This window comes from Nitratireductor sp. ATLC21, assembly GCF_057196525.1.
This window is the reverse complement of record NZ_JBXUOU010000003.1, coordinates 15,826-33,747: the sequence shown is the minus strand read 5'-3', so window position 1 is coordinate 33,747 and position 17,922 is coordinate 15,826. Positions and strand designations below refer to the sequence as shown.

At 62.5% G+C, this 17,922-nt stretch carries 15 protein-coding genes; 7 read left to right on the top strand and 8 right to left on the bottom strand.

Translation table 11 applies throughout. The annotated features are described in order from the left end of the window. Positions 1 to 21: 21 nt before the first annotated feature. From AC2CHD_RS14530 to pyrC, 3 genes are all read left to right on the top strand, one after another. Positions 22 to 474, top strand: coding sequence for a cupin domain-containing protein (locus AC2CHD_RS14530; RefSeq protein WP_007008783.1), 453 nt, complete (start codon positions 22 to 24; stop codon positions 472 to 474). A gap of 142 nt (positions 475 to 616) precedes the next feature. Further along, on the top strand, positions 617 to 2,107 hold the full coding sequence (locus tag AC2CHD_RS14525) for a flavin-containing monooxygenase (protein WP_484554278.1): 1,491 nt from the start codon (positions 617 to 619) through the stop codon (positions 2,105 to 2,107). Between the two features lie 143 nt (positions 2,108 to 2,250). Further along, complete coding sequence (pyrC, locus tag AC2CHD_RS14520) at positions 2,251 to 3,303, top strand: dihydroorotase (protein ID WP_484554277.1); 1,053 nt, start codon at positions 2,251 to 2,253, stop codon at positions 3,301 to 3,303. Between the two features lie 2 nt (positions 3,304 to 3,305). On the opposite strand, the gene AC2CHD_RS14515 is transcribed toward pyrC, so the two are convergent. The 6 genes from AC2CHD_RS14515 to AC2CHD_RS14490 all read right to left on the bottom strand — a co-directional run bounded on the left by AC2CHD_RS14515 (position 3,306) and on the right by AC2CHD_RS14490 (position 10,490). Next, complete coding sequence (locus AC2CHD_RS14515) at positions 3,306 to 3,551, bottom strand: formate dehydrogenase subunit delta (RefSeq protein ID WP_484554276.1); 246 nt, start codon at positions 3,549 to 3,551, stop codon at positions 3,306 to 3,308. Next, a complete protein-coding gene (gene fdhD / locus AC2CHD_RS14510; RefSeq protein WP_484554275.1) occupies positions 3,541 to 4,365 on the bottom strand; it encodes a formate dehydrogenase accessory sulfurtransferase FdhD in 825 nt (274 codons plus the stop codon). The genes AC2CHD_RS14515 and fdhD overlap by 11 nt, the downstream gene beginning before the upstream one ends. Positions 4,366 to 4,571: 206 nt before the next feature. After that, entirely contained in the window at positions 4,572 to 7,460 is a 2,889-nt protein-coding gene (gene fdhF, locus AC2CHD_RS14505) for a formate dehydrogenase subunit alpha (protein WP_484554274.1), read from the bottom strand. Between the two features lie 9 nt (positions 7,461 to 7,469). Further along, a complete protein-coding gene (locus AC2CHD_RS14500; RefSeq protein ID WP_484554273.1) occupies positions 7,470 to 9,026 on the bottom strand; it encodes a formate dehydrogenase beta subunit in 1,557 nt (518 codons plus the stop codon). Continuing rightward, complete coding sequence (locus AC2CHD_RS14495) at positions 9,023 to 9,496, bottom strand: formate dehydrogenase subunit gamma (RefSeq protein ID WP_484554272.1); 474 nt, start codon at positions 9,494 to 9,496, stop codon at positions 9,023 to 9,025. The genes AC2CHD_RS14500 and AC2CHD_RS14495 overlap by 4 nt, the downstream gene beginning before the upstream one ends. Positions 9,497 to 9,590: 94 nt before the next feature. After that, complete coding sequence (locus tag AC2CHD_RS14490; protein ID WP_229449282.1) at positions 9,591 to 10,490, bottom strand: LysR family transcriptional regulator; 900 nt, start codon at positions 10,488 to 10,490, stop codon at positions 9,591 to 9,593. A gap of 130 nt (positions 10,491 to 10,620) precedes the next feature. On the opposite strand from AC2CHD_RS14490, the gene AC2CHD_RS14485 reads away from it, so the two are divergent. Then, complete coding sequence (locus AC2CHD_RS14485) at positions 10,621 to 11,796, top strand: Mrp/NBP35 family ATP-binding protein (RefSeq protein ID WP_484554271.1); 1,176 nt, start codon at positions 10,621 to 10,623, stop codon at positions 11,794 to 11,796. A gap of 70 nt (positions 11,797 to 11,866) precedes the next feature. Further along, a complete protein-coding gene (gene paaG, locus AC2CHD_RS14480; RefSeq protein ID WP_229449280.1) occupies positions 11,867 to 12,664 on the top strand; it encodes a 2-(1,2-epoxy-1,2-dihydrophenyl)acetyl-CoA isomerase PaaG in 798 nt (265 codons plus the stop codon). Position 12,665: 1 nt separating this feature from the next. On the opposite strand, the gene AC2CHD_RS14475 is transcribed toward paaG, so the two are convergent. Next, positions 12,666 to 13,142 carry an SRPBCC family protein gene (locus AC2CHD_RS14475; protein ID WP_229449279.1) on the bottom strand — a complete coding sequence of 159 codons (477 nt, stop codon included), beginning with the start codon at positions 13,140 to 13,142 and terminating at the stop codon, positions 12,666 to 12,668. Positions 13,143 to 13,288: 146 nt separating this feature from the next. Here AC2CHD_RS14475 and chrA point away from each other — a divergent pair, with 146 nt between their 5' ends. Next, positions 13,289 to 14,497 (top strand): chromate efflux transporter, encoded by a 1,209-nt coding sequence (gene chrA / locus AC2CHD_RS14470; protein WP_484554270.1) that lies wholly within the window; start codon positions 13,289 to 13,291, stop codon positions 14,495 to 14,497. A gap of 12 nt (positions 14,498 to 14,509) precedes the next feature. Here the strand turns inward: chrA and pdxR are convergent, their stop codons facing one another. Next, the gene (pdxR, locus tag AC2CHD_RS14465) at positions 14,510 to 16,003 is read right to left on the bottom strand and encodes a MocR-like pyridoxine biosynthesis transcription factor PdxR (protein ID WP_229449277.1); all 1,494 of its coding nucleotides are present in this window, start codon (positions 16,001 to 16,003) and stop codon (positions 14,510 to 14,512) included. 163 nt (positions 16,004 to 16,166) lie between these two features. On the opposite strand from pdxR, the gene pgi reads away from it, so the two are divergent. After that, entirely contained in the window at positions 16,167 to 17,807 is a 1,641-nt protein-coding gene (gene pgi, locus AC2CHD_RS14460; protein WP_484554269.1) for a glucose-6-phosphate isomerase, read from the top strand. Positions 17,808 to 17,922: the final 115 nt, after the last annotated feature.

The following is a 17,922-nucleotide window of genomic DNA, read 5'->3' as shown; positions in this document are numbered from 1 at the left end:
CGTGAAAAAGGGAGGAAACTCATGGAAAAAGAACTCGAAAAAGGCGTCACCGCAAACGGTGAGGGCTATGCCGGCAAGGAATGGAACATTCTCGGCCAGGTCTATTTTCCCAAGGCCACATGCGATTCCACCTTCGCCTTTGAGACCAACAGCGACCCGGGCCAGTTCGTGCCGGTTCATGTTCATCCCACGCAGGAAGAGTTCATTCTGGTGCAGGAAGGCGAGCTGGATCTGAAGCTCGACGGCAAGTGGATGAAGGCGAAGGCGGGCGATCTGGTACGCATGCCGCGCGGCGTTCCGCATGGCTATTTCAACAAGTCCGACAAGCCGGCCCGCGCGCTCTTCTGGGTTTCGCCGGCGCGCAAGCTCGAAGCGCTGTTCGAGACGCTGCACAACATGACCGACCCGGAAGAGGTGGTGAAGGTCTCGGCCCTTCACGAAGTGGATTTCCTGCCACCGGAAGCAAACGACTAGCGCCAGGCGCTTTGGCCGGGTCCTGAAGGGAGCCGGCCGAACCCGATAACAATCAAGGCCGGCAAGGGACCTTTGGCGACGTGGCGACACGCGGCGCGGGGAGGCGCGCGTCCAGAATTTGCCGGACGGGAGGAACAACGTCATGACAAAACGAAAGCATGTCTGCGTGATCGGCGCCGGCGTCAGCGGTCTTGCCGCCGCCCGCTCCTTCAAGAAGCGCGGGCACCGGGTGACCGTTCTTGAACGCAGCCACGAACTGGGCGGCGTCTGGGAGCCCTCACGCTCCTATCCGGATGTCCAGACGCAGAGCCCAAAGGATCTCTATCGGTACACCGACAAGGCGATGCCGAAGGATTTTCCCGAATGGCCGAAGGGCCCGCAGGTTTTTTCCTACCTGTCGGACTATGCAGACGACCACGGTCTGCGCCCTCTGATCCGCTTCAACACCTCCGTTTCTGCCATGCGTCGGCGCGACGATGGCAAACCCGGCTGGGAGCTCGATCTCGAAACGGCGAATGGCGAGAAAGCCAGCGAAACCTTCGATTTTGTCGCTGTCTGCACCGGCCAGTTCAGTGAGAAGAACATTCTCACCCATCCGGGTCAGGAAGAGTTCGAGGCAGAAGGCGGCACGCTAATCCACTCTTCCGAATACACCGATCCGGCCATGGTGAAGGGCAGGGACGTCACGGTTCTCGGTTTCTCGAAATCGGCGACCGACATTGCCGTGAGCGCGGTGAAATCGGGTGCTCGCTCCGTCACCATCGTCTATTTGGAATCGGTCTGGCGCATTCCCTACTTTGTCGGCGGGCTGATCAACTTCAAGCGCATCCTCTATATCCGCGCGCAGGAGAAGATGTTTCCAGGCTGGAGCCGGAGTGGCTTCGCCCGCTTCAACCATGTCGTTGCCCGCCCCTTCATCTGGGCCCACTGGCGCGCGCTGGAAGCGCTTCTGACCGTGCAGCTCAAGCTCAACAAGACCGGGCTGAAGCCGAAAGATCCCATCGAAGGCGGCGTGAACTGCTCGGTCCCCATCGCCACGCCGGGCTTTTTCGAGATGGTGGCAGACGGGCGCATCAAGGCCGTGCAGGGTACCTTTGCGAGCTATGAGCCCGGCGCGATAAGGCTGACTGGTGGTGAAGTCATCAAATCCGACATGGCGATCCTGGCCGTTGGCTGGAAACTCGGTGTTCCCTACCTGCCGGCGGAATACCGCGAAAAGCTGGTGGAGCCGGACGGGCAGTACCGACTCTATCGCCTGATTGCCAATCCGGACATTCCCGATCTCGGCTTTGTCGGTTTCAACTCGTCGTTCTGCACCGTGTTGTGTGCCGACCTCGCCGCCGAATGGCTGGTGCGCTATGCGGATGGAAGACTGGCGAAACAACCGACCCCGGACGAAATGCGCGCCAACATGGACATGATGCTCCACTGGCGACGCAACGAGCGACCGGCCGCGAAGATCTATGGCGGCCTGTGCGTGGCGCCCTATCACTTCAAGCATTTCGACGAGTTGATCGACGACATGGGCGCGCGGGTGAAACGCCGCAACCCGCTGGCGGAAAATCTCTCGCCTCCGGATGCCGATGCCTATGCGCGCTATCTGCGCTCCGCGCCTGATTATCAGGTGGCGTGAGGCAGCGCCGCGCCGGCCTCCTCCCCGGCGCGGCCCGGTGCCCGTCTCTTTTAGCACACCCTTGAAATCCAAGGCGGCATGGGCGAAGGAAAGGGAAGCGCAGACCGTGCGCACCGATTTTCCCTCTCCGGAGTAGACGTTCCGTGAAAACCCTGACCATCCGCCGCCCCGACGACTGGCATCTGCATCTGCGCGATGGCGCGGTTCTGGAGGCGGTTCTGCCGCATTCTTCCGCCGATTTCGCCCGCGCGATCATCATGCCCAATCTGGTGCCGCCGGTGGTGACGGTGAAGGACGCGCTGGCCTACCGAGACCGCATCATGGCGGCAAAGCCCGAAGGACATGACTTCGCGCCGCTGATGACGCTTTACCTGACCGAGCAGACGGATGCGGATGACGTCGCCGCCGGCCACCGCGACGGGCATATCACCGCGGTAAAGCTTTATCCGGCAGGTGCGACCACCAATTCCCAGAGCGGCGTGCGCGATCTCATGAAGGTGCAGCCGGTGCTGGAGCGCATGGCCGAGATTGGCCTGCCGCTGTGCGTGCATGGCGAGGTGACGGACGCCTCCATCGACATTTTTGACCGCGAGGCCGTCTTCATCGAGCGGGTTCTCAATCCGCTGCGTGAGCGTCTGCCTGAGCTCAAGGTGATCATGGAGCATGTGACCACGAAAAACGGGGTCGACTATGTTCAAAGCGCGAAGAAGAACCTCGCTGCGTCACTCACCACGCATCATCTGATCATCAACCGCAACGCCATTCTGGCTGGCGGCATTCGCCCGCACTACTACTGCCTGCCCGTCGCCAAGCGCGAGGAGCACAGGCTGGCGCTGCGCAAGGCGGCGACATCGGGCGACAGCCGCTTTTTCCTCGGCACCGATTCGGCGCCGCATCTTGATCCGGCCAAGGAATCGGCCTGCGGTTGTGCCGGCATTTTTACGTCCATCAACACCATGTCCTGCCTGGCGCATGTGTTCGAGGAAGAGGGCGCGCTGGACAGACTGGAGGCCTTTGCCTCCCTCAACGGCCCTGCCTATTACGGTCTGCCTGCCAATGAAGACACGATCACACTGGTGCGCCGTGATGAGCCGGTGGAGTTCCCCAAATCCGTCTACAGCTCAGACGGTACGATCACCGTGTTTGATCCCATGTTCCCGTTGCATTGGGCGGTAGAGAACCAGCCGGCCGGCTGACATCAGGCGGCCTTGGGCCGATTGATCGCTTGCGATGCTTCCAGAACGAGCGGGGAAAGCCCATCGCCGCCCATCTCGATGATTTCGAAAAGACGCCCGCGCATGCGCGGCTCCCAGAACTTGTTGATGTGATCGGCGACGCCTGCCACACGCTCGGTTTCCGGTTGCGAGGTAAAGAACGTCGCGATCTGGTTGGCCATGTAGACGAGATGCTCATCGCCGGATTTGAACTTTTCCTCATGCGACATGTCTGGCCGCTCCAATGGTCACGCGTTCGGGATGGGTGAAAATGTCGAACTCCTCACCGCGCACGAGGGCGACGAGGGTCATGCCTGCGGTTTCCGCCGTGCGGATGGCAAGGGCTGTGGGCGCTGAAACGGCAGCAATGAGCGGTGCGCCGATGGCGGCAGTTTTCTGCACCATCTCGACTGAGACGCGCGAGGTAACGATCACCGCGCCTGTGTCGCGTTCGATACCGGCCTTGACGAGAGCGCCTGCCAGCTTGTCGAGCGCATTGTGCCGGCCCACATCCTCACGTGCGGCAACAACGCCCTTGCCGGGTATGTAGAAACCGGCTGCATGGACGGCGCCAGTGGCCTTGTGGAGTTCCTGAAATTCATAAAGCTCGCCGACAGCACCGGTAATCTCGGCAGCCGTAAAACGCAGCTCCGACGCTGTTTCCGGCACGGAGCGCATCGCTTCCTCAATGCTCTCGATGCCGCAAAGCCCGCAACCGACTGGACCGGCAAGCCGCCTGCGCCGCGCCTCGAAGCGCGTGTTGGCCGCATCGCGCAGGCGTATCTGCAGGTCGATACCGGGGCCGAGTTCCTGAACGGTGATCGTTTCGATCTCCCCGGCACTGGAAACAATGCCCTCGGTGACACTGAAGCCGAGAGCGAAATCTTCCAGATCGGCTGGCGTTGCCATCATCACCGCATGGGTGGTGCCGCCATAGGAAAGCGCGACGGGCGTTTCCTCGGGCACGGTGCGCGGGGTGACCTTCGTCCCGCCGGTGCGGCGGGCCGTTCTTGAAACGCGGGCTGTGGCGGGAGGTTGGGTCATCGCTCTACACCGTCGTCATCCCGGCCAAGCAAAGCGAGAGCCGGGACCCATTGAGAAGCGCGGCCGGTGTCCGCAAAAGGCAGTAGGGTGAATGCCCGGGTGAGAACCGGGCTTTGCTCGCCATTCTCTTGCAATGGGTCCCGGATAAACCTGCGGCTTTCCGGGATGACGGGTTGGAGATCAGGGCACCGCCAGCAAACATCACACTACTCCGCCGCCTCCACATGCACAATGCGGCGGCTTTGGCGGGCGTGCTCTTCGTAGTCTTCCTGCCACTCGGTGGGGCCGTTGGAGGGCGAAACCTGCACCGCCGTGACCTTGTATTCGGGGCAGTTGGTGGCCCAGTCGGAATATTCGGTCGTCACCACATTGGCCTGCGTGGCCGGGTGGTGGAAGGTGGTGTAGACGACACCCGGCGCAACGCGCTCGGTGATGGTGGCGCGCAGGCTGGTCTCGCCGGAGCGGCTCTTGAGTTTCACCCAGTCACCCTCGCGGATGCCGCGTGTCTCGGCGTCGAAGGGATGGATCTCAAGCAGATCCTCGTCGTGCCAGACGACATTCTCCGTGCGGCGCGTCTGTGCACCGACATTGTATTGCGAGAGGATGCGCCCGGTGGTGAGCAGCAGCGGGAAACGCGGGCCGGCTTTCTCGTCGGTGGCGACATAGGCGGTGCGCACGAACTTGCCCTTGCCGCGCACAAAGCCGTCCATATGCATGACGGGTGTGCCGGTGGGGGCCTTCTCGTTGCACGGCCATTGCACCGAGCCTTCCTTTTCCAGAAGCTCATAGGTCACGCCGGCGAAGCTTGGCGTGGTGGCCGCGATCTCGGCCATGATCTCGGAAGGATGCGTGTAGTTCCAGTCCTGACCCAGCGCACGGGCCATGTCCTGCGTGACCTCCCAGTCGGCATAGCCGTTCTTGGGCTCCATCACCTTGCGGACGCGGTTGATGCGGCGCTCGGCATTGGTGAAGGTGCCGTCCTTCTCAAGGAAGGTCGAACCCGGCAGGAACACATGGGCGTAGTTGGCGGTCTCGTTCAGGAAGAGATCGTGAACGATGACGCATTCCATCGCTTCCAGACCGGCGGCCACATGATGCGTGTTGGGATCGGACTGGAGAATGTCCTCGCCCTGCACGTAAAGCGCCTTGAAGGAGCCATCGACGGCGGCGTCGAGCATGTTGGGAATGCGCAGGCCCGGCTCATTGTCGAGCTTCACGCCCCACAGGCTCTCATAGATCGCACGGGTCGCATCGTCGGAGATGTGGCGGTAGCCCGGCATCTCGTGCGGGAAGGAGCCCATGTCGCAGGAGCCCTGCACATTGTTCTGGCCGCGCAGCGGGTTCACGCCCACGCCTGGCCGGCCGATATTGCCGGTTGCCATGGCAAGATTGGCGATGGCCATAACGGTGGTGGAGCCCTGGCTGTGCTCGGTGACGCCGAGTCCGTAATAGATCGCGCCGTTACCGCCCGTTGCATAAAGGCGTGCAGCACCCCGGATCAGATCGGCGGAAACGCCGGACATTTTCTCGATGGCCTCGGGGCTGTTTTCCGGCTGGAGCACGAAACTCGCCCAGTCCTGGAACTCGTCCCAGTCGCAGCGCTCGCGGATGAAGGTCTCATCGAACAGGCCTTCGGAAACGATCACATGGGCAAGGGCGGTCAGCACGGCGACATTGGTGCCGGGCTTCAAGGGCAGGTGATAGCTCGCCTCCACATGGGGCGTACGGACAAGGTCGATGCGGCGCGGATCGATGACGATCAGCTTTGCGCCTTCGCGCAGGCGTTTTTTAAGACGGGAGCCGAAGACGGGGTGGCCGTCTGTCGGGTTCGCCCCGATGACGAGAACCACGTCGGAATGTTCGACCGAATCGAAATCCTGCGTTCCGGCGGAGGTGCCGAATGTCGTCTTCAGGCCGTAACCGGTGGGCGAGTGGCAGACGCGGGCGCAGGTGTCGACATTGTTGTTGCCAAACGCCTGTCGCACCAGTTTCTGGACGAGATAGGTCTCTTCATTGGTGCAGCGCGACGAGGTGATGCCGCCGACCGAGCCCCGACCATATTTCTGCTGGATGCGGCCGATCTCGCTGCCGATATGGGCGTAGACCTCTTCCCAGGACACTTCGCGCCACGGGTCGGTGATCTTCTCGCGGATCATCGGGTTGAGGATGCGGTCCTTGTGGGTGGCGTAGCCATAGGCGAAGCGGCCCTTCACGCAGGAATGGCCGCGATTGGCCTTGCCATCCTTGTAGGGCACCATGCGGACGACTTCCTCGCCCTTCATCTCGGCCTTGAATGAACAGCCGACGCCGCAATAGGCGCAGGTGGTGACGGCGGAATGATCGGGCATGCCCATCTCGATGATGGACTTTTCCTGAAGCGCGCCGGTGGGACAGGCCTGCACGCAGGCGCCACAGGACACGCATTCCGACTGCAGGAAGGGCTCGTCCATGCCGGCGGTGATGCGGCTTTCAAAGCCACGGCCTTCCACCGTCAGGGCGAAGGTACCCTGCTGTTCTTCACAGGCGCGAACGCACAACGAGCAGACGATGCACTTCGCCGGATCGTAAGCGAAATAGGGGTTTGAAACGTCCAGTTCCTTGAAGTTCACCCCGTGCTCGCCAATGGGCGAGGGCGCAAGATGGTTTGCGCCGTCATCGCCATAGCGATTCTGCTTCAGGCCCACGGTCTCGGCCATGTTGGCCATATCGCAATCGCCCATGGCGCAGGCCGCGCAGTCTTCCGGATGGTCGGACATGTAGAGTTCCATCACGCCGCGGCGGATGGTGTTGAGGCGGTCGGTCTGGGTGTTGACGGAAATGCCGTCCATGGCCGGTGTGGTGCAGGAGGCGGGCGTGCCTCCCTTGCCCTCGATCTCGACAAGGCAGAGGCGGCAGGAGCCGAAGCTTTTCACCATGTCGTTGGCGCAGAGCTTCGGCACCGCGATGCCGGCTTCGCGCGCGGCGCGCATGATCGAGGTGCCTTCCGGCACGGTGACTGACTGGCCGTCGATGGTCAGTGTTACCGTCTTGTCAGAGCGGACAGCGGGGGTGCCGTAGTCGATTTCTTCTACGAAACGCTTGTCGGTTCCACACATGGTGTTCTCCTACTCCGCCGCTTCGCGCACGGGCGCGGGGCGGAAATCTTCCGGGAAATGGGTCAGCGCGCTCATGACAGGGTAGGGCGTGAAGCCGCCCAGCGCGCACAGCGATCCGAACTTCATCGTGTTGCAGAGATCGGTCACGGTCTCGATCTGCTCTTCGGGCGCGATGCCCTGCTTCAGCCGGTCGAGCACCTCGACGCCGCGCGTCGAGCCGATGCGGCAGGGTGTGCACTTGCCGCAGCTTTCCACGGCGCAGAACTCCATGGCGAAGCGTGCCTGCTTCAAGAGATCAACCGTGTCGTCGAAGACCACAATGCCGGCATGACCAATGAGACCATCCTTGGCGGCGAACGCCTCGTAGTCGAAGGGCGTGTCGAACAGGTCGCGCGGCCAGTAAGCGCCGAGCGGACCACCCACCTGCACGGCGCGCACGGGGCGACCCGTGGCGGTGCCGCCGCCGATATCGTCCACCAGCTCGCCAAGGGTAACGCCGAAGGCAGTCTCGAACAGCCCGCCATGCTTCACATTGCCGGTGATCTGGATCGGAATCGTGCCGTGCGAACGGCCCATGCCGAAATCACGGTAATAGGCTCCGCCCCTGTCGAGAATGATTGGCACGGAGGCGAGCGAGATCACATTGTTGATGACGGTGGGCTTGCCGAACAGGCCCTCATGCGCCGGCAGCGGCGGCTTGGCGCGCACCTGGCCGCGCTTGCCTTCCAGACTGTCGAGCAGCGCCGTTTCCTCACCGCAGACATAGGCTCCCGCACCCACGCGCACTTCCATGTCGAAAGCGTGTTCCGAGCCCAGCACGCTTTTGCCGAGTATGCCGGCGGCGCGTGCGGCGTTGATCGCCTCGTTCAGGATGCGGTGAACATTGGGATATTCCGAACGCAGATAGACATAGCCTTTGGTCGCGCCCACGGTGATGCCGGCAATCACCATGCCCTCGATCAGAACAAAGGGATCGCCCTCCATGATCATGCGGTCGGAGAAGGTGCCCGAATCGCCTTCGTCGGCGTTGCAGACGATGTATTTCTGCGTTGCCTCGGTGTCGTGCACCGTCTTCCACTTGATGCCGGTAGGGAAGCCCGCGCCGCCACGGCCACGCAGGCCGGATTCGGTGATTTCCTCGACGATGCCGAGCGGCGTTTTTGCCAGCGCGTTGCGCAGGCCACGCAGGCCGCCATGCGCCTCATAGTCCTCAAGCGAGACGGGATCGATGATGCCGCAGCGGGCGAAGGTCAGACGCGTCTGCTTTGCAAGGAAGGGGATTTCCTCGGGCTTGCCGAGGGAGAGGTCATGCGCGCCGCCTTCGATCAGGCCGGCGTCGAACAGGCCTGCGACATCGCCGGGCTTCACCGGACCATAGGCCACGCGGCCCTCGGCGGTTTCCACTTCGACCATTGGCTCAAGCCAGAACATGCCGCGCGAGCCATTGCGGACGATCTTCGCGTCCAGACCGCGTTTCTCGATTTCCTCACGCGCGGCCGCGGCGACCTTTTCGGCGCCCAGCGCCAGCGCACCGGCATCGCGCGGAATGTAGATCTTCACGCTCATGCCCGCACCTCCGCAGCGATCTCCTCGGCCCGCGCATCATCGATGCGGCCAATCACCTCGCCATCCAGCATGGCGGATGGGGCGCAGGCGCAAAGGCCAAGGCAATAGACCGGCTCCAGCGTCACCGCGCCATCGGCAGAGGTTTCATGAAACTTGATGCCGAGCAGATTCTGCAGCTTTTCGGCAATCGCATCGCCGCCCATGGACTGGCAGGCTTCGGCCCGGCAAAGCTTCAGCACATGACGGCCAGCCGGCTTTTCGCGGTAGTCGTGATAGAACGAGACAACGCCATAGACTTCGGCCCGTGAAAGATTGAGCGCTTCGGCGATAATGGGGAGACTCTCGCGCGGCACATGACCGAGTTCCCGCTGAATCCCATTGAGAATGGGTAACAACGGGCCCTCTTCGTCTTTCCACCGATCGATGATCGGCTCGACGGCGGACGCAATTTCGGTACGTGCTTGCTGCATCTCGCAGCGCCCTCCCTAACGATGCTCGTTCTGAAGGGGAACAAATCCTCCACGAAGGATCAATATAGCATATTCGTCATACGATAGAAAAAATCTATCGTTGCAGATCGTAGCGTTCGGCGAGCTGCCTTGCTTCGTATAGCAATGCGGAGACAAGCGGGGTGTGTGGCTCGCGCTTGACCGCCACCAGCCCGACGAGATGGCTGGCATCCGGCTCGACGATGGGGATGGCGCGGATCGGCTCGGCAAAGCCAAGGACCTCGGCCAGATTAAGCGGCATGATGGAGGCCCATTTGCCGGTGCGGATATGGGAGAAGAGCACGATCATCGAATTGGATTCGAGCGTGGGGTGCGCTGTCGCGCCCACCTCTTCCAGATGCTTGTTGATGATGCGCCGGTTCTGCATGTCGGGCGTGAGAAGGCAGAGCGGCAGTTCGGCCACCTCCTTCCATGTCACCGTATCGCGGTCTGCGAGACGGTTTGTGGCGGCGGTGATGAGCTGATAGCGCTCGGAATAAAGTGGCACGGAGGCCACGTGACCGAGCGGCTCATTGTCGAGATAGGTGATGCCGATATCGATCTCGAAATTCTCCAGAAGCGAGAGTACTTCCAGCGAGGTGCGTGAGATGATGGAGAAGGTGACATCCGGGTGTTTTTCACGAAAGGGCGTGGTGAGCTCGGGCAGCATGGCAAGCGCCGTGGGAATGGCAGCGATGCGCACATGGCCGGCAAGACCGCGCCGCGCGGCCTTCATCTCGGCACGCATGGTGCGTGTGTCGCCAACGATGCGCCGCGCCCATTCCAGCACGCGCTGGCCTTCCGGCGTCAGCCCCTGAAAGCGTGATCCGCGCTGGACCAGCATGACACCAAGCTGGTCCTCAAGCTGCTTGATGGCGGCAGACAGGGTGGGCTGCGTGATGCCGAGCTCGGCGGCGGCCCGCCCGAAATGCTGCTCCCTGGCGAGCGCGATGAAAAATTCCAGCTTGTCGATCATGGCGTGACGCTACATCGCTGATGCGCTACCGGCAACGTGCAAGACCGAGAATGAGGGTTGGCCAATTTGCCTCTCTTGGCCCGCGCCCCCATCTGCATTATCTGAGAGAAAACGCAAAAGGCACGTGCACATGACTCTCGACAGACAGACCGTCATCGACCGCTTAAGGTCCGTGAAGGGCCCGGACCTGGAAGGCGATATTGTTTCGCGGGGGCTGGTTTCCGAGATCTTTATCGCGGACGATAAGGTGTTCTTCTCGATCACGGTTCCGGCAAAACGCGCGCAGGAACTGGAGCCGCTGCGCCAGGCGGCGGAGAACGCGGTGAAATCGCTGCCGGGCGTCAAGGGCGCGATGGTCGCACTGACGGCTGAAAAGGCCGGCGGCGGCATGGGCGCGACACCGCCGCCGCGCCCGAATCCTGCTCCGCCACGCCCGACATCTCAACGCCCCGCGCCGGGCGGACCTGCCGCACAGGCCGGCCAGCAACCGGCCAAGCAGGATGTGCCGGGAATCAAGGCGATCATAGCTGTGGCGAGCGGCAAGGGTGGCGTCGGCAAGTCGACAACGGCGGTCAATCTGGCTCTGGGACTGAAGGCGCTGGGGCTGAAGGTCGGCATTCTCGACGCGGACATTTACGGACCTTCCATGCCGCGCCTTCTGGGGTTGAAGGGCAAGCCGGAAACCGCCGATGGCAAAACGCTGAAGCCAATGGAGGCGTTCGGCGTGAAGGTCATGTCCATGGGTTTCCTCGTGGAGGAAGAGACGCCGATGATCTGGCGCGGGCCGATGGTCGTCTCGGCCCTTCGCCAGATGCTGCGGGATGTTGCCTGGGGCGAACTCGACGTGCTCGTGGTCGACATGCCACCCGGCACGGGAGACGCGCAGCTCACCATGGCGCAGCAGGTGCCGCTGGCCGGTGCGGTGATCGTTTCCACACCGCAGGATCTGGCCTTGATCGACGCACGCAAGGGGCTCAACATGTTCAAGCGGGTGGATGTGCCACTGCTCGGCATTGTCGAGAACATGAGCTATTTCGTGGCCCCCGACACGGGCAGGCGCTATGACATTTTCGGCCATGGTGGCGCGAAGGCGGAGGCGGAGCGGCTGGGTGTGCCCTTCCTTGGCGAGGTGCCGTTGACCATGGATGTTCGCGAGACCTCGGATGCCGGGACCCCGGTCGTTGCGTCCAACCCGGACGGAGTACAGGCCAAGGTTTACAGGAAGATTGCTGAAAAGGTGCGGACCCATCTGGAAGCTGCAATGCAGAACGCGGCGGACGAGGCGCCGGCCATCGTTTTCGAATAAAATGGTTGCGGCAATTGATTGATGGTGCGGCGCGTGTAAAAAGCGCTGCATTCAATCAAAGGGGATTTCCATGAGCGCCGCGACCTCGCAGACCGTGCTTCACGAACGCCACGATGGATGGCACCGCATCACGCTCAATCGGCCGGAAAAGTTGAACTCCTTCAACGAAGAGCAGCACACGGCATTGCGCGAAGCACTGGAAGCCTGTTCTGCAGACGAAACATGCCGCGCCGTGCTTCTGACCGGTGCGGGGCGAGGCTTCTGCGCCGGGCAGGACCTGGGGGATCGCGACCCGGCGAAGCTCGAGGAAAAACCTGACCTCGGCTATACAATCGAAAACTTCTATAATCCGCTGGTGCGCAAGCTTCGCGGCATGAACAAGCCTATTGTCTGCGCGGTGAATGGCGTGGCTGCCGGCGCTGGCGCCAACATTGCCCTGGCCTGTGACATCGTCTTGGCCGCCAAATCCGCAAAATTCATTCAGGCCTTTGCGAAGATCGCGCTGGTGCCCGATTCGGGGGGCACCTGGTTTCTGACGCGCATTCTGGGAGAGCCGCGCGCCAAGGCCCTTGCGCTGACGGGCGAGCCGCTCTCGGCGGAGGATGCTGCAAACTGGGGACTGATCTGGCGTGCGGTCGAGGACGACGCCCTGATGAGCGAGGCGGAGGCGCTGGTGGAGAAGCTTGCCGGTGGCCCGACCCACGCCTATGGCTTGATCAAGAAGGCGATCCACGCCGCACCTGGAAGCTCGCTCGATGCGCAGCTTGAACTGGAACGCGAGTTGCAGCGCGAGGCCGGCCGCTCGGACGATTACCGCGAGGGGGTCTCGGCATTTCTCGAAAAGCGTAAGCCCGTCTTCAAGGGGTAGGTCAGGAGGCTGCGGCTTCCTCGGCATCGCCGCCGGTCACGCGGGCGTTGAAATCGGAGAAGAACTGGCCAGCCAGCTTCTTCGACGTGGACTGGATGAGGCGGCTGCCCAGTTGGGCCATCTTGCCGCCGACATCTGCCTTGGCGCTATAGCTCAAGATCGTGGCATCGGGACCGTCTTCCTTTAACGAAACATCTGCCCCGCCCTTGGCAAAGCCGGCCACGCCGCCCTTGCCTTCGCCAGTGATCGTGTAGGAGTGCGGCGGATTGAGATTGGTAAGCTCCACCGCACCGTTGAACTTCGCCTTGATGGGGCCGATCTTCAAGGTAACGACAGCCTCGAACTCGGTGTCGGACGTCTTGTTCAGCTCCTGACAACCGGGAATGCAGTCCTTCAGGACCTCGGGATCGTTCAGCGCCTGCCAGACCGTTTCCACCGGCGCTTCGATGCGTTCCTCACCTTCGATGACCATGGCCATGGCACGTTCCTCCTGAGACGGTGTCTGCCATCTGGCTAACCCAGCCATGGCGTCTTGTCCATCCGTGTGGCGGCCAGCATGGTTGTCTTGTGCGTGACATGTGTCGCATTTATTCGACACGAATCGGTTTCGGGGTGAGGCGGGCAATGACGGGGAGCGGAACGCAAGATGAAAAGAGGTCGGGGACACCCGCGGAGGTCTTCGGCGCATTTCTTAGTCTGGGCCTGACCTCCTTCGGTGGCCCGATCGCGCATCTTGGTTATTTTCGCGACGCCCTCGTCCTGCGGCGCAGATGGCTCGATGAAAAGGCCTATGCCGACCTCGTGGCGCTCTGCCAGTTTTTGCCGGGTCCGGCAAGCAGTCAGGTGGGTTTCGCGCTGGGCTATATGCGCGCGGGGCCGCTGGGTGCGGCGGCGGCATGGACGGCGTTTACACTGCCATCCGCGTTTCTGCTCTTCGCTTTTGCGTTGTTTGCTTCCGCACTCGACAATCCGCTCGGTCAGGGGTTGCTGCATGGGCTGAAGATCGTGGCCGTAGCGGTGGTGGCGCAGGCGGTCTGGGGCATGGCCCGCTCGCTATGCCCGGATCGCGAGCGCGCCGGCATTGCCCTTGCCGCGCTTGTGCTCGTTACGGTCTCAGCAAGCGCGTTTGCGCAGATCGGTGCCATCGCGATCGGTGCGCTGCTTGGCTGGTTGCTCTGTCGCGGAAAGGCAGGCGGCGATGGGGCAGTTGTCGCGTTCGGCCTGTCGAAACGCGCCGGTATTACCTGCCTGATCCTCTTTGCAATTCTGCTCCTCGGCCTGCCGCTTGTCGCGCCCATGGCGCAGGGGCTTTCCGTGTTCGACACGTTCTACCGTGCCGGCGCGCTGGTGTTTGGTGGCGGGCATGTTGTGCTGCCGCTCCTTGAGGCGGGGGTGGTCGAGCCCGGCTGGGTGACGCGCGACGCGTTTCTGGCAGGCTATGGCGCGGCACAGGCCGTGCCCGGCCCGCTTTTCACATTCGCGGCCTATCTGGGTGCGGTTCTGGGGCCTGCGCCGAATGGGCTTGCCGGCGCTGCCATTGCGCTGATCGCCGTGTTCCTGCCGGGGTTTCTTCTGCTCCTGGGCGTCGCGCCCTTCTGGGACCGGTTTCGGCAATTCGATGCCGCCCGGGCTGCTATGATGGGCACAAATGCCGCCGTGGTCGGCATTCTGGGGGCGGCCCTTTATGATCCGCTTTGGACGACCGCCATTCTTGCGCCGGCTGACTTTGCCGTGGCGGCGGTCGGCTTCATTCTGCTCAGCATATGGAAGGCGCCACCATGGGTGGTGGTGGCGCTTTGTGCGGTATCGGGCGTGGGGCTGGCTGCGTTTTGACGCTGTCTGCCTTTATGCCGCCACGCGCCGGTATTCGGAGGCCGCTGCTGCAAGCTCGCGGATGCCGGGCTCGATCTGCTGCGCCGCGATGGACGAGATTCCAAGCCGCATGAAGGGCGTTGGCTGGGTGCGTCCGAGGAAGAAGCGCGCGCCAGGCTCGATCAGCACGCTGCGGCGAGCCGCTGATTTTGCAAGCACCGCCGAATCGAGACCGGGCGGGCCTTCGAGCCAGAGCGAGGTACCGCCGCGAATGTCCGCGGCCTTCCAGTCGGGCAGGATTTCGCCAACGGCTTGATAAAGCTTCTCGCGCCGCTCCTCGAAGGCTGAGGAGATGCGCCGCACCAGCGTATCGTGATGGCCGAGCGACAGGAACAGGGCCACGGCGCGCTGGTTGTTGGCCGGCGGATGCCGCAGCATGAACCGGCGCAGCGCGCGCAGCTCGGCAATCAGGTCCGCCGGTGCCACGATGTAACCCATGCGCAGGCCGGGCGCGAGCGTTTTGGACATGGAGCCCAGATGCACCACGCGGCCATTGCGGTCGAGCCCCTTGAGAGCGGCCTGCGGGCGCTCGTCGGCGAGCTGGCTGTCGTAATCATCCTCGATGACGATCCAGTCATTGCGCTCTGCCGCTTCCAGCAGCGCCTCGCGCCGCGCCTGGCTGAGCGGCACCATGGTCGGGCAGTGATGGCTGGGCGTGGCAAAGACGAAATCGGCGTCGGCGGGGATCTGCGCGACATCGATGCCCTGCCGGTCAACGGGAACGGGAGCGATCTGCGCGCCAGCAAGCTGGAAGATGGAACGTGCATCCGGATAGCCGGGGTTTTCCACCGCGACCTTCTTGCCACGGGCCATGAGGAGCGTGGCGAGCATGTAGAGCGCGTGCTGCGAACCGAGCGTGACGAGGATCTCATCGGGATTGGCGAAGATGCCGCGCCGGGGCAGGAGCCGTGCCTGGATCTGCTCGACAAGCAGCGGGTCGTCACGATCGACCATGTCTGCCGCCCAGTTGCGGATTTCCAGAACGGCCAGCGCCATGCGGTTGCACTCCCGCCACTCGGCGGTGGGGAAGAGCGAGGGGTCGAACTGGCCGTAGACGAAGGGGTAGGAGGCCTTCATCCAGTCTTCGTTCTTGCGCGGTTCCGGCATTTCGCTCGCCAGAACCTGAAACCGGCTGTTCCAGTTCACACCGTTGACGTGATCCTGCTTGCGGGGCGGGCGCGGAGGTGCGGCCAGCACTTCGGGATTGACGAAATGACCGCGGCGTTCGCGGGCAATCAGAAACCCCTGATCAACGAGCTGCTGAAAGGCGAGCACCACCGTCCCACGCGCGACGCCGAGTTTTTCCGCGAGAATGCGGCAAGACGGAAGCGGCATGGAAGGCGCGATCTGACGGTCGAGAATGGCCGACACGATGGCCTGACGAATCTGAGCCTGAAGGGTCTGTCCCGATTCGGGGGAAATCTTGAACAGGCCCGTCCACAGGGCGGTATCATTTCTGGCTGGCATTTGGCTTTCCTCTCCGGCGGGGGAGCCTACCCTTGGGTCAATGCATGTCAACCCTGGTACAATTGATTGTTCCAACAAGAAAATTGATGAATGCCAGCAAACCCCTGTTTCGCCTCGTTTTGTTTGCTAAAAGAACACCGTTTCTTTTCGCAGGAGGTTCTCCATGGACACGGATTTTCAGAATGCACTCGCTGCCCTTCGCGAGCATCGCGCAAAAACCGATCCCATGGACATGCGATCCGCCTTTGCTTCAGATCCCGAGCGGTTCAAGCGTTTCTCGCTTTCACTGGATGATCTGACACTCGATTTTTCGCGCACGGCGGTGGACGAGACCGCAATCAGCCTGCTGATCGGGTTGGCCGAAGTGGCCGCGCTGGAGAGAGCACGTGACGACATGTTTGCCGGCAAGCGCATCAATGTCACCGAAGATCGCGCCGTGCTGCACACCGCTCTGCGGGCGCTTTCGGGCGGGGCCATCGAGAATGACGGCTACGATGTCATGCCCGAGGTGCGTGAGGTGCTGGAGGCGATGGATGCGTTCGCCGATGGCGTGCGTCGCGGCACGATTCGCGGTGCGACCGGAAAGGCCTTCACCGATGTGGTGAATATCGGCATTGGCGGTTCCGATCTCGGCCCGGTGATGGTGACACGGGCGCTCTCCCCCTATCGTGACGGCCCGCGCCTTCATTATGTGTCCAATGTTGATGGCGCGCATGTCGCCGACACACTGGCCGGGCTCGATCCCGAGACCACGCTCTTCATCATCGCATCGAAAACCTTCACCACCATCGAGACGATGACCAATGCGCGCACCGCGCAGAAATGGATCGCGGCAAAGCTTGGCCAGTCGGCCACGGGCGATCACTTTGCAGCCGTTTCCACAGCGCTCGACAAGGTTGCGGATTTCGGCATCGACGAAAAGCGCGTGTTCGGTTTCTGGGACTGGGTCGGCGGGCGCTATTCGCTCTGGTCTGCCATCGGCCTGCCGATCATGATCGCCATCGGCGCTGACGATTTCCGCCGTCTGCTCGCGGGCGCGGAGGCCATGGACCGGCATTTCAAATCGGCGCCGCTGAGAGAGAATTTTCCGGTGATGCTCGGCCTGATTGGCTATTGGCATCGCGTCGTGTGTGACTATCCGGCCCGGGCCATCATTCCCTACGATCAGAGGCTGGAGCGTTTGCCCGCCTATCTGCAGCAACTCGACATGGAATCGAACGGCAAAGGCGTGCAGCTTGACGGTTCGCCGGTGATCACGCCCACGGGCCCGCTGGTCTGGGGCGAGCCGGGCACGAACGGGCAACACGCATTCTTCCAGCTATTGCATCAGGGTACCGACATCATCCCCGTCGAATTCATGCTGGCGGCGGAAGGACATGAGGCTGGGCTGGGGCACCACCACGACCTGCTCGTCGCCAATTGCCTGGCGCAGGCGGAAGCGCTGATGAAAGGGCGCACGCTGGAAGAAGCCGAGACGCAGCTTCTGGAGAAGGGCGTGCCCGAAGCCGAGGCGAAGCGCCTTGCGCCGCATCGTGTGTTCACCGGCAACAGACCCTCGCTCACGCTTCTCTATCGCAAGCTAGACCCGTTTGCGCTTGGCCGCCTGATCGCGCTTTACGAGCATCGGGTTTTCGTGGAAGCGCAGCTCTTCGGCATCAATGCCTTCGACCAATGGGGTGTGGAGCTGGGCAAGGAACTGGCGACCGAGCTTCTGCCCGTGGTGGAAGGCAAGGCGGGCGCCGATAGCCGTGATGCAGCGACGGCGGGCATGGTGAACCGGGTGATGGAGCTCCGCAAGGGCTGAGAGAGCCGCCGCCGTCGTTTTCAACTCCAACCCTGATCGCAATTTGGCGGGCGCAGCACGTGCCCGCACGGTGGCGGCTTATCCGAAATGGAATATATTATTCTTGATTGGAATT